Origin of the sequence: Pedobacter psychrodurus, assembly GCF_004331735.1 — a bacterium.
Taxonomy (GTDB): Bacteria; Bacteroidota; Bacteroidia; order Sphingobacteriales; family Sphingobacteriaceae; genus Pedobacter; species Pedobacter psychrodurus.
In genome coordinates, this window is sequence record NZ_SJSO01000008.1 from 1 (window position 1) to 15,428 (window position 15,428).

Consider the following 15,428-nt stretch of genomic DNA (forward strand, 5'->3'; position numbering starts at 1 on the left):
CCACCTTTAAAATAAAGCTACGTAATCATGTACTTTGATCAGTACTCCATTACCTCGCTACGCTACATTGACATCTCTTTTAAGAACTTATCGACCGTTAACCTCGCGGTTGGTCTTTTTATATATCTTCAAACTTCAGTTCGTTTAAGTCTTATTCGTCTTAAACATGTTTTCGTTTGTTTCAATCTTTTTTCGTTATCTTTCCGACATCCGCCGTTCCGATTTTCCCACTTCCTTTCGGTTGGGAGTGCAAAGGTAAGGATCTTTTTTAAACTTCCAAATAAAATAAATTTTATTTTTTTGATCTTCTTTTTCCTCTCTTAACCTTATTTCAATACGCTAATTTTATTTAGCTTTCCGTTCTCCCGAACCGGGCTGCAAAGGTAGCAATCTTTTCCACTCCCGCAATATTTATTTGAAATAAATCTGCTCTCCAATCTCTCACGCCATCTTTTCAATCAAAACCCTTCCTCCGAAGCGGGATGCAAAAGTAGAAAAAATTAATGCTTCCACAAAGGAATTCTACAGATTACTGAGGAACTTAGCGTAAGTACATGGTTTACAACAAGAAAAAATATCGAATCAGGTAAAACTTTTTCAAGAAAAGAGTGTTTGAGGCTGTCTCCAACACCAAACCTATCAAGTTTTAAAAACCTGATAGGTTTAAATATCGCATCCAGCACTTTAAAAACTCCTCAAACCCCTGCCACCTAAACCTGACAGCAGTGGAAAACCCGAAGGTGAGGAACGAACCGAGGCTTTGCAACGAATGGCAGGAACAAACCTATATAGTAGCACTAAAACTGCTTTCCAAAACCTAAAGGATTAATATAAGTAGCGCCCTGGGCCAGACTTCCGAAGTTTACCAGCGCCTATACCCATTAAAACTTCGGAAGTCATCGGCTAGAAGCATACCTATATATAGTATAGAATAAACAAAGGCCTACCCGACAACAGGCTACATTATATATGTTAAAAATTGTTAACTGTTATATTGTACTGAATTGCTTTGCATAGCTTAGCAGCCAATTGTTTTTATTGATGTTATCGTATTATTAATTATCTTTGCAGAATGTTTAAAGTTAAACACTTAATTATTTTAGTATTTGTTGCCGTTCTGGGTATTGCGGGTTGTAAGAGTCGTTTCGAGAAATTGAGAGCGAGTAATGATGTTGCAAAAAAATACCAAGAGGCTCTTCGTTTGTATAATAAACGCGATTACAGCAAAGCATTGGTGCTTTTTGAGGATCTTTCTCAAAAATATCGTGGCCGTGCAGAAGCTGAGGATCTGAACTATTATTATGCTTATACACTATATAGATTAAGTGACTACACAACTGCAAGATACCAGTTTAAAAGTTTTGCAGATACCTACCCAGCAAGTAAAAATGCCGAAGAAGCGAGATATATGGGAGCTTATTGTTTCTATTTAGAATCTCCAAATTTCTCTTTGGATCAGGAAAACACCTATAAAGCTATTGATGCACTACAATTATTCATCAACTTATACCCTACAAGCGATCGTGCTGCAGCTGCTGGTAAATATATTGCCACGCTAAGGGGTAAATTAGAGGATAAAGCTTTTGAAAATGCTAAAATGTACTTAACCACTGGACCAAGTAATGTAGATAATTACAGAGCAGCCGTTCTTGCTTTAAAAAATGCGCAAAGAGATTACCCAGATATTAAATATGCTGAGGAAATGGACTTTTTAATGATTAAGGCACAATATTTATACGCTAAAAACAGTTATGTCATCCGCCAGGAAGACCGTTATAATGAGGCACTTGCTTTATATACTGAGTTTACCGAAAATCATCCTGACAGTAAATACACTAAAGACGCAAAGGTACTTAAAGATGATGTTGAATTAGGAATTGTGGCGACAAAACAAGAATTGGCATTATATGCTGCTGATCAGGAAAAATACAAGCAGATGTTGATCAGAACTGGAAAGTTAAAAGATACTTCTGCTACAATTAATAAAACGGATAATAAAAACAAGTAATACATGAATACTAACAAACCTGCTGTACCAAATACTACAGTAACCAGAAACGTACACGATTTAGATAAAACTACAGATAACCTATACGAATCTTTAGTAGTAATTGCTAAAAGAGCAAATCAGATTTCGAATAACGTTAAAGAGGAGTTACACGGTAAATTGGCAGAATTTGCATCGAGCAACGATAATTTAGAAGAAATTTTCGAAAACCGTGAGCAGATTGAAATCAGCAAGCACTACGAGCGTATGCCGAAGCCTGTTTTGGTTGCTATTGATGAATTTTTGAATGATAAAATTTATCATAGAAATCCTGCTAAAGAACAACAAAAGTAACTGGCGTAGCGCATAGCGTTTAGGGCAAAGCGTTTAGCACTACGCTCTATGCTCCACGCCTTATGTACTCTGCGCATTATGCTAAAAAATAAAAATATAATCCTTGGCGTTTGCGGTAGCATCGCAGCATATAAGTCGGCTTTTTTAGTTCGGCTGCTTGTAAAAGCTGGTGCAAACGTAAAGGTTATTCTTACTCCTGATGGTGCAAATTTCATTACACCACTTACCCTTGCTACGCTTTCTAAAAATCCTGTTTATACGCAATACTTCGAAGAAGTAACGGGTGTATGGAGCAACCATGTTGAGTTGGGCCTATGGGCCGATGTAATGATCATCGCTCCGATTAGTGCCAACACACTGGCTAAGCTCGCAACAGGCATCTGCGATAATTTATTAACGGCTGTTTATCTTTCGGCTAAGTGCCCGGTTTATGTAGCCCCGGCTATGGACCTGGATATGTGGAAACATGAGACTACACAAGGCAATATCGAGCGTATTATTAGCTATGGTAATACGGTTATAGCACCTGCCAATGGCGAACTTGCCAGCGGACTCTGGGGCGAAGGCCGAATGGCCGAACCGGAAGAAATTGTTTCTTTTCTGGATAATGCCATTAAAAAATCAATGCCGCTATTTGACAAAAAGGTAATGGTTACTGCTGGCCCTACTTACGAGGCTATTGATCCGGTACGTTTTATAGGCAATCATTCATCTGGTAAAATGGGCTTTGCGCTTGCTGATGAACTCGCCAGGCTTGGCGCTGACGTTACCTTAATTGCCGGACCAACTGCACAAAAATCTGCTCAAACTTTAAAAAGAATTGATGTGGTGAGTGCCCAGGATATGTTCGATGCTTGTTCATCGGTATTCCCCGAAACCGATATTACCGTTATGTGTGCCGCTGTAGCTGACTATCGTCCTAAACTGGTTGCCACTCATAAAATTAAAAAGCAGGATAACGGATTGGTTTTGGAACTGGAAAAAACAACTGATATACTCGCATCTTTAGGTATAACAAAAAAAGCACACCAGATTTTGGTTGGTTTTGCTTTAGAAACCAATGATGAAGAGAATTACGCCAAAGGCAAACTAGAGAAGAAAAACCTGGATCTGGTGGTTTTAAATTCTTTAAATGATAAGGGCGCAGGTTTTAAATCAGATACCAATAAAATTACTATTTTTAACAAAGCTTTAGAACGGACTGTATTTGAAATGAAATCGAAAACGGATGTTGCTAAAGATATTTGCGCTGCCATTTTAAAAATTGTGAAATGATAAAAAAGATTGTTTGGATATTGTTATTGGTTGGTTTGGGGAAACTGCAGGCGCAGGAGTTAAATGCAAGGGTAACTTTGCTTGCTCCCCAGGTTTCGAACATCAGTAAGCCAACTTTAGATGCTTTACAAAAAACAATCCGCGATTTTTTAAACAATAACAAGTTTAGCAACGAAAGTTATAAACCCCAAGAACGTATCGAATGCAGTTTTGTCATCACCATCAATTCTTGGGATGGTGGTTCTGGATATGCTGCCGAAGCGCAGATTCAAAGTAGTCGCCCGGTTTTTAACAGCTCTTACAATAGTACTTTGTTAAATATGAGTGATAAGAATTTCGATTTTAATTTCAACGATGGCGCTACAATCGACTTTTCTGATCAGAATTACATTTCCAATATCAGTGCCCTCCTCACCTACTACGCTTATACCATCATCGGAATGGATAAAGATAGTTTTAGCAAAATGGGCGGAACTCCTTATTATAAAAAAGCACAGAACATTATTAACCTGGCGCAAGCTTCGGGCAATACCGGCTGGAAAGCAGCTGATGGTTTACGCAATCGTTTTTGGTTTAACGAAAATGTTCTAAACCCAATTTTTAGCGAGCTACGTAATTTCATCTATAGTTACCATTTAAGCGGATTGGATCAGCTTACCGATAATGATAAGGGCCTCACACAGATTGTTGCTGCCCTGCCTGCCCTCCAACAAATGGATAAGCAGAAATTGGGTTCTATTTTCCCTAATGTTTATTTCGCATCTAAGGCTGAAGAAGTAACCAATGTACTTTCTAAGCTAAACGGCCAGGAACGTATGAAAGCTTATAATATGTTGGCAGAAATCGATCCGGCGAATATTGGTAAGTACGAAGGACTGAAGAAAAATTAGTCCTGCTCGTCATCCTGACCTGTAGCGCAGCGGAAAGCTACACAGTAAATTTATTTCAGGATCTTTCTTGCGTATTAAAGAAGCTAATCACGAAGTGGCTACAAGGTATTTGAAAACACTATAACAGCGCAATTAACCGATTAAACAATTCCTCTTTATTTGAGGATATTTTTCTAAAAAGCAATCTCAGCACTCCAATTAAAGCTGGTCCTGCTTTCGTTCATACGCCTGCAGGCCTTAAGCACAGGCCGGTATCCACATCAATCAGGTTTAATAACTTAAGTCAGTTTTTCATAGGTAAGTTTTTCCTTTCAAAAGCCTAACAGGCATGCAACATCCCACCTTTTCGTGTGTCTTATATCACAGTTAAGCGATGACTAGTTCAAGCAAATAACCTAATTAGTTAAAAATTTGTTAAAATATTTTGATATTACGAATATCTTCGTACATTTGAATACGAAATAATTCGTACAACTTGTAACATATGACTAATCATAACATCAAACCAACAGAAGGCGAAATGGAAATCCTCCAGGTGCTTTGGCAAAAGGGGAATGCAACGGTAAGAGAAGTTCATGAGGCACTAAATAAAAAAGACTCTGGGTATACCACAACTTTAAAACTGATGCAGATTCTGCACGAGAAAGGAATGGTAGAAAGAGATACCAATCAAAAAACGCATATCTATAAAGCACTTGTTAGTCAGGATAAAACTGAAAAACAATTGGTAAATAAAATGATCGATAACGTATTTAACGGATCGGCAGCGAGATTGGTGATGCAGGCTTTGGGTAACCATACTGCAAGTGCAGATGAGATTGACGAAATAAAAAAATATTTAGATAGCCTAAAGTAAGGTTAGCGTTGAAGGTTGAAAGGTGTAGGGTTTAGATCTCTAATTAACAGTAACATTTTCGGATTGTCCCCGTATAAAAAATTAAAACCACCGTTATGGAAACTTTATTACAACAGTTCATCAAAGCATTTGGCTGGAGTATTTTAAACTCACTTTGGCAAAGCGCCATTATTTATGGCATCCTATTTATCGTAATGTTAAGCATTCCGAAGCTGGCGGCAAAACATAAGCACAACCTTGCTTTTGGTGCCATCATTTTAATGTTTATTGGCTTTGGCTATAATTTCATTCATCAGTTAACATTGAATGCAAATAATCAGGCTCCCGCAATCAATCATCAAAATATACAGGTTTATCAATATTTCAACAACCTACCGCCAAGTTTTAGCAGCAAAGCAGAGCAGTATTTCCCAGTTGTAGTCGTATTTTACATTATTGGTATTTTGCTTCAGTTATTCGTTATTGTTAAAGGCTATGGTCAGCTTTCAAAATTAAAGAAGGAAAGTTTAAGTGCTATTCCAGATAGTTGGAAAGCAATTTTCGAACAGGTAACTGCCCACCTTAAAATCAATAAAGTTATCCAGTTCCATTTGTCTTCTATTGTCAACGTGCCTTTGGTTATTGGTTATTTAAAACCTGTGGTATTATTTCCATTGGCTCTGGTAAATCAATTAGACAACGATCAGGTAGAAGCTATATTAATCCATGAGCTATCACATATCAGAAGAAACGATTTCCTACTTAACCTCATTAAAACAGCAATAGAAACATTACTATTCTATAACCCATTTGTGTGGATGGCCGGTAGATTTATACATATTGAGCGCGAACATGCCTGTGATGATCTGGTATTAAAAATTACCGGAAAACCACTGAACTATGCCCATGCCCTACTTAAACTCGAACTATTAAAAGACAAAAACAGTCCGGCTTATGCACTGGCAGCAACAGGCAAGACCCAGAATTTATATCAACGCATAAAAAGAATAACCAACATGAAAACAAATTATTTAAACGCCAAACAACAAATGGCAGCCTTAACTTTGGGGGTAGCCTGCTTGTTTTCTATTGCTTGGATCAGTCCAACAGAAAAGAAAAAAGAAAATAAAAAAACGCATAAAATTGAGGTTTTGAGTGTCATCAACCACCATGATATGAAAACCATTGTTTGCACTGATACCACCAAAAAATGTAAAATTAAAATTGTAACCATTGATGCAGATGGTAAAAAAACCGAATACAACTCGGTAAAAGAAATGCCCGATAGCCTAAGAAAAGATTTTTACAAAGACGAGCTATTTGCTGGAAAAAACATCTACCGATTGCATACCGACAGTAATTTTAAATTTAAGTTCAGCGATTCGTTACTGCTGTCTAAAATACACAAAGAATACAATTCGCCAGAAGCACAAGCCAAATGGAAGAAATTTGGTGAAGATATGGCCAAACAATATAGTTCTCCTGAAGCGCAAGCCAAGTGGGAAAAATTTGGTGAAGATATTGCCAAACAATACAACTCGCCAGAGGCACAAGCTAAATGGAAAAAAATGGGTGAAGCTATGGCTAAAGAATTCGGTTCACCAGAAGCACAAGCCAAATGGAGAAAAATGGGTGAAGATATGACTAAAGAATTCGGTTCACCAGAAGCACAAGCCAAATGGAGAAAAATGGGTGAAGATATGGCTGCTAAAATGAATACGCCAGAATTTAGAGCACAAATTGAGAATATTAGGGCACATGCTTTAAAATCAGGAGAAATCGCAAGATTATCTGGCTTAAGCAGATTAAATGCCGATTCTTTATTTAAAGCCAAAGGTTATCAGCGTTCTCCGGATGGTATAATGTTTAAATACAACGATAACTCAAACAGTAAGGTTAAACAAACTGAAGAGTATAAGAAATTGAAAGAAAAATTCGATAACGAAGTAAAAGAGCTGAAAGAGAAAATGGAGAAGAAAGAGAAAAAGGAAGGTGGGAATAAAAGCTCGCAAGTAAATCCGGCAGTTATGTTATACAACAATCAGGATTTTACAAGTGCTGTTAAAGCTTTGAACACACTAAATGCGGTAGTAACCTATAAAAAATCTGATTTTACCAATGCGGATCAATTGGCACTAAAAAGTTATGTGCAGGCAGGCAACTTAAAAATTGTAAACGATAATGCAATTAATATCTCGATAAAATAAACAACACATAAACCAAACAGATGATGAACAGCGAAGATTATTCTTCGCTGTTTTTGTTTTGTATTCACCTGTTGAATAAATTTTAATATTTTTGCTTAGCTATGCTACAAAAACTTTCTATACGTAATTACGCATTAATTGACAGTCTCGATATCGAATTTGATAAAGGCTTAAATATTATAACAGGTGAAACTGGCGCTGGTAAATCTATCATTTTAGGAGCATTGTCGCTAATTTTAGGCCAGCGCGCAGAAAGCAAATACTTTTTTAACCAGGATAAAAAATGTGTTATTGAAGGAAGTTTTGCATTGGCAGATGAAAACCTGAAAGAATTTTTTGAAGAAAATGATTTAGATTTCTCGAACGAAAGTATGCTGCGTAGAGAAATATCTATAGACGGTAAAACCAGATCGTTTATTAACGATACACCGGTTAATTTATCAATTCTTAAACAAATTGGCGAAAAGCTGATCGATATCCATTCTCAGCATGCCACCCAAGAGATTAACGATGCCGATTTCCAACTGTTAATTGTCGATTCCTTAGCTAACCACCAATCGTTATTGTTTAATTACCGCAGCGGGTTTAAAAAACTAAGACAAGATACCAACCTGTTAAAGAAATTGGTTAGTGAAGCAGATGAAGCGAGAAATAAGCAAGATTATGAGCAATTTCTATTTAACGAACTCGAGCAGGCAAAATTACAAGAAGGTGAACAGGAAGATTTAGAGCAAGAGTTAGAACGTTTAACGCATGCAGAAACCATAAAGAGAGCCTTACTCACCGCTTCCGGTTTAATTAACGAAAGTGAACCTTCTGCCCTACAGATTTTAAAAGAAGCTTTGTTACAACTGCAGAGTATAGAAAAATTCGATCCTGCAATTAATGTGCTGTACGAACGTTTACGCTCTTCGATTATCGAAATAAGAGACATTACCGATGAGGTTTCTGGAATTGAAGAAAATACCATACACAGCGCTGATCGTTTAGAATTGGTAAATCAAAGGCTTGATCTTTTTTATTCACTCCAGCAGAAACACCGCGTTGCTAATAATACAGAATTGCTGGCACTTCAAAAACAATTGGAAGAGAATCTGAACAAACTATTATCTTCTGATGAGCATATTGAAAAACTACAAAAAGAAATAGATCAACTTAAAAAAGAATTGCTTAAGCAAGCCGATCAATTAAGTGCCAACCGTAAGAAAGCAATTAATGTTGTAGAAGAACAAACCAGCATTACCTTGAAAAAAGTGGGAATGCTAAATGCCAAATTGGTTTTAGACCAAAAAGTGTTGAACGAATTGAATAAAGATGGTTTAGATGAAATAAATCTCCTCTTTACGGCCAATGCTGGCCAAGCCCCTGCCCCGGTAAATAAAGTAGCATCTGGAGGTGAGTTATCCCGATTGATGTTGGCCATAAAAGCTTTATTGGCTAAACATACTTCGTTACCGACCATTATTTTCGACGAGATTGATACCGGAATTTCTGGTGAAACCGCCTTAAAAGTTGGCGAAGTAATTGCCAATTTAGGACAGAACATGCAGGTAATTTCGATTACTCACCTACCACAAATTGCAGCCAAAGGCATATCGCATTACTTTGTTCATAAAAATGAAGACCGTGGAAAAACCACAACAGGCATCCGTAAACTTAAACAAGAAGAGCGTATCGGTGTAATTGCCGAAATGTTAAGTGGTAAAAATCCTGGCTTATCTGCCATGGAAAATGCTCGGGAGTTGTTAGCTTAGTTTAACAATCGCTCGTCACCCTGATCCGATAGCTATCGGATTTATTTCAGGGTCTTGTCTTTTGTAGATTTGCTGCTAGGTGCAACCATCTGGCTTAAAGATGTATTTATATCTGATAAATAAAAAGCAATTCGAAACAAATTGATCTCTCATAAAAGATTGAGTTCTGTGTCAGATAGTAATATCTGACACCCCAAAAAACACCAATGAATGTCCCGTCAGATGTTTCCATCTGGTGGAAAGCGCAAAACTTGAAGAAGCACCAATAATTTTACATCAGCCACTTTGTAAAACTAAAAAATTAGTTTATATTTAATTAATGAAATCACTTATACTTCTACTTTCATTATTAATCATCGGTAAATTTTGTTCGGCGCAGCAAAGTTATATCCTTTCGGGTATAGTTAAAGATAAACATGGTGAGGCTTTACCTGGTGCGGGTGTATATGTGAGTGGTTATAAAATTGCAACAGCTTCCAACAATGATGGTACCTATACCTTGCCGCTAAAACCTGGCAATTACGATATTCTAGTACAGCTTATTGGTTATAAAGCGCTAAATAAAAACATTGTAATTTCGGATAAGGCTATAAAACTCGATCTGGTTTTAGAGGAAAGTATAACGCAATTAAATGAAGTAACCATTAAACCAGATCCGAACAGGGCTTATTATATTGCCATGTTCAAAGATTTTTTCATCGGTACAACACCAAATGCTGCGCAATGTAAAATGATTAATCCAAATGTACTGCTTATCGATTACGACAATGAAGAGGCGAAACTTAAGGTAAAAACGAATCAATTTTTAATTATCGAGAACCAGGCACTAGGATACCGGATAAAATATCTCGTCAATAATTTTGAATATAGCAGCCGATCGAAGATTATGTATTATGAAGGCTACCCTTATTATGAAGACCTAAAAGGATCATCCCGAAAAAAAAAGATATGGGAAAAGAAACGCTTAACAGCCTACCTGGGTTCTCCGCAGCACTTTTTTAAATCTATTTATAATGGCAAGGCAACAGAAGAAGGCTTTATCATTAATAAATTAATTACCCGGCCAAACCCGGACAAACCTTCAGATAGTACCATAAAAGTGAATATTAAACGTTTAACAAAGGTGCAAGATGGTTTATTACGCAGAACGATAACCATAAAAAATGACGATTCGCTTAATTACTGGATCAGAAAGAAAAACCTCCCTGATGGTATTTCCATTTTAAGCCGCAGCCCAATTGCACAAGATACTTTAGTGCATTTCAAAAATCAGAGTATCAAAAGCATAAACTTTACAGATAAACTATACATCGTTTACACCAAAGAAAAGGAAGATCCATTATTTGCAAACAGAATCGGTTTATCCATCAGCAGGCCTTTAGATATGCCCGACTATCAGATATCGACCATTACCTTGCAAGTAAAACCAGTTTATTTCTATGAGAATGGCGGCATATATAATCCGCGATCGATGCTCTACACTGGTTATTGGGCTTGGGAGAAAATAGCCGATAGCGTTCCGATGGATTATTTGCCACCGGTTAATAGAGAGAAAAAAAAGTAGAAATATCGTTAATACAGAAAGAGGGATAACGACCAGACACCATTTTTTCTTTTTTTGAAAGCAAATACAGTACTTTTTGGTTGCTACTGCCCCGCCCTTCGTTACAAATCCTCGCCCTCATGCTTCGGGCTGTGGGTTTTTCACTTTGGTCGGGTTTAGCTGGCAAGGCTAGTAATACTATTGAGGGTTTTGGAACCAGGCAGCATCTACCAATGTTAAATAAACCCGACAGAGCGGGTAGCCCACAGTAAAGCGTAGCGTAACGAGGACTACAAGCGATGGCGGGGCTGCTATCGCCATGAAAAACAGACCTTCCGTTTCCAAACCGAAAATAATCTTTATAATGAACTTGAGCTGTTTTGGAAATAATCGTCATCTCGACTGGAGCAATGCGGAATGGAGAGATCTATCTAGCAAGATTTCTCGACTCTGTTGCACTCCGTTCGAAATGACGATTAATCATAAATGTTAAATTTGTTAAAAATCTTTTGCTCTTTTGATAAATATTAAGCCTTTTGGTTACATTCGTCTCCATGATTAAAAGCCTTTTAGTAGCCCTTATGCTGATCATGTTGGGTACTAATGCCATTGCTCAAAACACCTTCTCGATTAGTGGTTTGGTTAGGGATCAAAAAGATGGATTACCTGGCGCAAGTATCTATTTAAGTGGATATAAGATTGCTACAGTGGCCGATAACGACGGCCGATTTAAATTATCCAATCTAAAACCTGGTAGTTACGATCTTCTCGTTCAGCTGGTTGGTTACCTCCCCTATTCTAAAAGTGTAATCATCTCCGATAAATCGGTGCAGGTAGAACTGGTTTTGAAAGAAAATGTTGCACAACTGGAAGAAGTTGTAATTAGGGCCGATCCTAACCGTCAGAAATATATCAAGCAGTTTAAAGATTTTTTTATTGGGAAAACCCCAAATGCTTTACAGTGCAAGATATTAAATCCGCAGGTGCTAAATGTAGATTTCGACATTACCAAAAGTACGTTAACGGTTTCTACAACCGAGTTTCTGATTGTAGAGAATAAAGCTTTAGGTTATCGCCTAAAATATATGCTCGATCGTTTCGAATATAATTCCAGAACACACATTATTTACTATTCCGGGCATCCGTTTTTTGAAGAATTAAAGGCATCGGTAGCCAAAAAGAAAAAATATATTGCCGCCCGCGAAGTAGCCTATTATGGTTCGTCGCAACATTTCTTCCGTTCGCTTTATGCCAACAAAACACAAGAAGAAGGATTTATCATCAACAAGATGGTAAAAGTGCCGAACCCTAACCGGTATCCTGAATATTTAATTAATGCCAATTTAGAAAAGATTAAGGCCGTACCCGAGAAAACGGGCATCAGGCAAAATAAAGGGAAAATAGATACCGCACTGCTCGCCTTTTGGACCAAACAAAAACAAATGCCCAGAACCATTGATAAATTTTCGAGAGCAGAGGTCCTTACAGATACATTAGTGCACTATTTTAACCAGAATTTAAAATACCTTAGTTATACTGACGCACTACTGATTCAGTACACCAAAGAAAAGGAATCGTTAGCTTATTCTAACACTGGTTTTTGGATCTTCAGACCTTTAGATGTACCCGAAAATGAAATTTCGGTGGCCAACTTAACCGGCGAGGGTGTTCGTTTCTATGAAAATGGTGGCATTTATGATTCCCGATCGCTTTTGTACGAAGGTTTTTGGGCTTATGAAAAAGTGGCCGATATGGTACCGATGGATTATGTGCCTCTTGCGAAAAGTAATTGATGTATGATGAAACTAAAAATGTTGAAAAGTAGCCACTATTAGAAATTAAAATTACTAAAAATATTAGTAATTTTAATTTATGATTGGCGAAGAAGAAAAACAATATTTTAAAGGACGGGGCGCTCAAGTTAATCCACATAACAAATTTTTAAAGGATGTTTATGTTAAGGAACATGATGAAGGAATAGACGATTGGGAGGAAAGCGATCGTAAAACATCTTTTATTTTTGAAAATTCGAAAACCATTGTAAACAAAGTTGACAGCCCCGATGTAGGCATGGCTTATTCTTTAAACCCGTACCAAGGTTGCGAACACGGTTGTACTTATTGTTATGCGCGCAACTCACATCAATATTGGGGCTACAGCGCAGGAATAGAGTTTGAGCGGAAAATAATTGTTAAAAGAGAAGCTCCAGCGCTATTTAAAAAGTTCCTGGAGAAAAAAGGCTGGGATGCCACCACCATTTCCCTTTCTGGTAATACCGATTGCTACCAACCTGCCGAAAGAAAGTTTAAACTCACCAGGCAATTGCTTGAAATTGCATTGGCCTATAAGCAGCCCATCGGTATGATTACCAAAAATTCGCTTATTCTTCGCGATCGGGATATTCTGCAAGAAATGGCCAAGCTAAATCTCTGCATGGTTTATGTTTCTATCAATAGCTTAAATGAAGATTTACGACAGGTAATGGAACCCCGCACTACAACGGCCAAACAGCGGTTAAAGGTTGTAGAAGAATTGAGTAAAGATGGAATTCCTATGGGTGTTATGGTTGCCCCTCTTGTTCCTGGTTTAAGCGATCATGAAATTCCAAAAATTTTAAAAGCCGTGGCAAATGCTGGTGCCATTAAAGCGGGTTATACCGTGGTGAGGCTAAATGGAGCTATTGGGCAGATATTTGAAGATTGGCTGCGCAAAAACTTTCCTGACCGTTTTGATAAAGTTTGGCACATGATTCAGAGTTGCCATGGTGGGAATGTTAACGATAGCAGATTTGGCGATAGGATGCGTGGAGATGGAAATATTTCTCAAATGATTAGAGATAATTTCAGACTGCACTGCCGCTTAAATGGTTTAAATGTAAAGGATATTATTTTAGACCATACTTTGTTTAAAGTTCCGAGTAATCAGGCGAGTCTATTTTAAAAATTTTTGAGGAGAAATACCCTCAGCGCTCAAGGCCATGGTTTATAATCACGGCCATCTCAATATTATTGGTCTCGATTTGTAATCGGGACGCTTTGAACCGTGGATTTGTAATCCACCTTTATAAAACTTAGTTTTAATGCCATGAACATTGCATTAGTAACCTATCTGGATAAAGGAGCTTATGATAGCGCCACCGTTGAAAGCGAGGATGATAAACTCTTAAATTTCCTGAAAGAAAAAGGACTGAACATTGAAAAAGTAATCTGGAACGATCAAAATGTAAACTGGGAAGATTATTCGCTTGCTATTTTAAAATCGCCGTGGGATTATTTTGACCTGATTGGAGAGTTTTACAATTGGCTTGATCAGTTGGAAGCAAAAAAAGTAAAATTACTTAACCCTATTGAGATAGTGAGGTGGAATGCAAACAAACAGTATTTGCAGGAAATTGAAGCTGCTGGGTTAAAGATTACACCTAGTTTTTTCATTCAAAATCAAAAAGGCGTAGACCTTGAGCGTTTCTTTGAAAAATTTAACACCAATAAGTTAATTGTAAAACCCTGTGTAAGCGGTGGTGCAAAAAATACATTCAAGGTAACTTTGGATAATGTGAACGAGGTTAATCAAAAATTAAACCTCCTGATTCAGGATGAAGATTTTATCATTCAGCCATTTCTACCTGAGATTTTGGAAAGCGGTGAATGGTCTTTTATTTTCTTTAATGGAGTATATAGTCATTCATTAATCAAGCATGCCAAACCTGGCGATTTTAGGGTACAGCCAGCCCATGGTGGATCTGTGCACCCGCAAAAACCGAGTGAAGAGCTGATTGCTACGGCACAGCAATATGTAACCTTATTTGCTACAGATTGCCTATATGCAAGGGTTGATGGTACTTTTGTAAATGGCGAATTTTTATTGATGGAATTAGAGCTCATTGAGCCCTTTCTATTCCTGAATACCGATCTTCTAAATTATGAACGGTATTATATGGCGCTAGAAGAGTTGATGTAAAACAGCCACCGTCATTTCGAGCGGAGTGCAACGAAGTCGAGAAATCTACATCAAAAAGATTTCTCTCCCGAATATTCGGGACTGCGCTTCAGGAAATGACGAAATAATTTATTTAGCGGCAAAAACCTGAACCCAGTAATTATCCGTTTTAGCTGCCCCCATTTCTTTGAAAGTAGCATTCATGATATTTTTACAGTGATCTTCACTTTTAATCCAGTCGTTAAACACCTGCGCTTCGGTAGTTTGGCCAACAGCAGTATTTTCACCTACCGATGTCCAATTATATCCAGTAACTTTAACCCGAGCACCTACATTATCTCCATTGGCAGATATATGTGTTAAGGTTTTTATAGATGCCATGTATTTACTATGGCCAATAGCTGCAGCACCTAAATTTATGCTCCAGGTTAGCGCTCCAACAGGAGGCATAACAGTTGTTCCGCAATTGCAGCCAGCTAAACGGGTGTCGTTTACCAATTTTAACAAGGCTTCGTTATTAATATTAGTTGTAGTAGAAAGTACTGGAGGATCGTTTGTTCCTGGCGAATCATCAGGTCCTTTTTTACAGGACAATGAACAACACAGCGCTAAACACGCTAAGGGAAAGGTAATTAGTTTCATTAATC

At 37.6% G+C, this 15,428-nt stretch carries 12 protein-coding genes and 1 pseudogene; 11 read left to right on the forward strand and 2 right to left on the reverse strand.

What is annotated here, in order from left to right; genetic code table 11:
• Window positions 1-1,072: 1,072 nt before the first annotated feature.
• From EZ456_RS11670 to EZ456_RS11690, 5 genes are all read left to right on the forward strand, one after another.
• A complete protein-coding gene (locus tag EZ456_RS11670) occupies window positions 1,073-2,008 on the forward strand; it encodes an outer membrane protein assembly factor BamD (RefSeq protein WP_131530335.1) in 936 nt (311 codons plus the stop codon).
• A gap of 3 nt (window positions 2,009-2,011) precedes the next feature.
• The gene (locus EZ456_RS11675; protein WP_116251471.1) at window positions 2,012-2,341 is read left to right on the forward strand and encodes a DNA-directed RNA polymerase subunit omega; all 330 of its coding nucleotides are present in this window, start codon (window positions 2,012-2,014) and stop codon (window positions 2,339-2,341) included.
• A 78-nt stretch (window positions 2,342-2,419) separates the two neighbouring features.
• Window positions 2,420-3,616 carry a bifunctional phosphopantothenoylcysteine decarboxylase/phosphopantothenate--cysteine ligase CoaBC gene (gene coaBC, locus EZ456_RS11680; protein WP_205945074.1) on the forward strand — a complete coding sequence of 399 codons (1,197 nt, stop codon included), beginning with the start codon at window positions 2,420-2,422 and terminating at the stop codon, window positions 3,614-3,616.
• On the forward strand, window positions 3,613-4,506 hold the full coding sequence (gene porD, locus EZ456_RS11685; RefSeq protein ID WP_131530336.1) for a type IX secretion system protein PorD: 894 nt from the start codon (window positions 3,613-3,615) through the stop codon (window positions 4,504-4,506). Before coaBC ends, porD begins: the two co-directional genes overlap by 4 nt.
• Window positions 4,507-4,990: 484 nt before the next feature.
• Window positions 4,991-5,362: a BlaI/MecI/CopY family transcriptional regulator gene (locus EZ456_RS11690; protein WP_057934613.1), complete on the forward strand. Its 372-nt coding sequence runs from the start codon at window positions 4,991-4,993 to the stop codon at window positions 5,360-5,362.
• A 2-nt stretch (window positions 5,363-5,364) separates the two neighbouring features.
• Here the strand turns inward: EZ456_RS11690 and EZ456_RS25815 are convergent.
• Window positions 5,365-5,451: pseudogene (locus EZ456_RS25815) on the reverse strand (hypothetical protein); the annotation flags it as partial.
• Window positions 5,452-5,457: 6 nt separating this feature from the next.
• Here EZ456_RS25815 and EZ456_RS11695 point away from each other — a divergent pair.
• The 6 genes from EZ456_RS11695 (at window position 5,458) to EZ456_RS11720 (ending at window position 14,802) form a co-directional block, all read left to right on the forward strand.
• Window positions 5,458-7,548 (forward strand): M56 family metallopeptidase, encoded by a 2,091-nt coding sequence (locus EZ456_RS11695; RefSeq protein ID WP_131530338.1) that lies wholly within the window; start codon window positions 5,458-5,460, stop codon window positions 7,546-7,548.
• A 101-nt stretch (window positions 7,549-7,649) separates the two neighbouring features.
• Entirely contained in the window at window positions 7,650-9,302 is a 1,653-nt protein-coding gene (gene recN / locus EZ456_RS11700; RefSeq protein WP_131530339.1) for a DNA repair protein RecN, read from the forward strand.
• 319 nt (window positions 9,303-9,621) lie between these two features.
• Window positions 9,622-10,866 (forward strand): carboxypeptidase-like regulatory domain-containing protein, encoded by a 1,245-nt coding sequence (locus tag EZ456_RS11705; RefSeq protein ID WP_131530340.1) that lies wholly within the window; start codon window positions 9,622-9,624, stop codon window positions 10,864-10,866.
• Window positions 10,867-11,399: 533 nt separating this feature from the next.
• A complete protein-coding gene (locus EZ456_RS11710; RefSeq protein WP_131530342.1) occupies window positions 11,400-12,638 on the forward strand; it encodes a carboxypeptidase-like regulatory domain-containing protein in 1,239 nt (412 codons plus the stop codon).
• Window positions 12,639-12,717: 79 nt separating this feature from the next.
• Window positions 12,718-13,785, forward strand: a complete 1,068-nt coding sequence (locus EZ456_RS11715; protein WP_131530343.1) for a PA0069 family radical SAM protein — start codon at window positions 12,718-12,720, stop codon at window positions 13,783-13,785.
• Between the two features lie 144 nt (window positions 13,786-13,929).
• Window positions 13,930-14,802, forward strand: coding sequence for an ATP-grasp domain-containing protein (locus EZ456_RS11720; protein WP_131530345.1), 873 nt, complete (start codon window positions 13,930-13,932; stop codon window positions 14,800-14,802).
• 108 nt (window positions 14,803-14,910) lie between these two features.
• Here EZ456_RS11720 and EZ456_RS11725 read toward each other — a convergent pair whose 3' ends face one another.
• Window positions 14,911-15,423, reverse strand: coding sequence for a CAP domain-containing protein (locus EZ456_RS11725; RefSeq protein WP_131530347.1), 513 nt, complete (start codon window positions 15,421-15,423; stop codon window positions 14,911-14,913).
• Window positions 15,424-15,428 lie beyond the last annotated feature (5 nt).

What these genes read in the sequence shown, in the direction of transcription:
- EZ456_RS11675 (WP_116251471.1), top strand. Translation starts at nt 2,012, where the DNA reads ATGAATACTAACAAACCTGCTGTACCAAATACTACAGTAACCAGAAAC.
- coaBC (WP_205945074.1), top strand. Translation starts at nt 2,420, where the DNA reads ATGCTAAAAAATAAAAATATAATCCTTGGCGTTTGCGGTAGCATCGCA.
- porD (WP_131530336.1), top strand. Translation starts at nt 3,613, where the DNA reads ATGATAAAAAAGATTGTTTGGATATTGTTATTGGTTGGTTTGGGGAAA.
- EZ456_RS11710 (WP_131530342.1), top strand. Translation starts at nt 11,400, where the DNA reads ATGATTAAAAGCCTTTTAGTAGCCCTTATGCTGATCATGTTGGGTACT.
- EZ456_RS11670 (WP_131530335.1), top strand. Translation starts at nt 1,073, where the DNA reads ATGTTTAAAGTTAAACACTTAATTATTTTAGTATTTGTTGCCGTTCTG.
- EZ456_RS11720 (WP_131530345.1), top strand. Translation starts at nt 13,930, where the DNA reads ATGAACATTGCATTAGTAACCTATCTGGATAAAGGAGCTTATGATAGC.
- EZ456_RS11690 (WP_057934613.1), top strand. Translation starts at nt 4,991, where the DNA reads ATGACTAATCATAACATCAAACCAACAGAAGGCGAAATGGAAATCCTC.
- recN (WP_131530339.1), top strand. Translation starts at nt 7,650, where the DNA reads ATGCTACAAAAACTTTCTATACGTAATTACGCATTAATTGACAGTCTC.
- EZ456_RS11705 (WP_131530340.1), top strand. Translation starts at nt 9,622, where the DNA reads ATGAAATCACTTATACTTCTACTTTCATTATTAATCATCGGTAAATTT.
- EZ456_RS11725 (WP_131530347.1), bottom strand. Translation starts at nt 15,423, where the DNA reads ATGAAACTAATTACCTTTCCCTTAGCGTGTTTAGCGCTGTGTTGTTCA.
- EZ456_RS11695 (WP_131530338.1), top strand. Translation starts at nt 5,458, where the DNA reads ATGGAAACTTTATTACAACAGTTCATCAAAGCATTTGGCTGGAGTATT.
- EZ456_RS11715 (WP_131530343.1), top strand. Translation starts at nt 12,718, where the DNA reads ATGATTGGCGAAGAAGAAAAACAATATTTTAAAGGACGGGGCGCTCAA.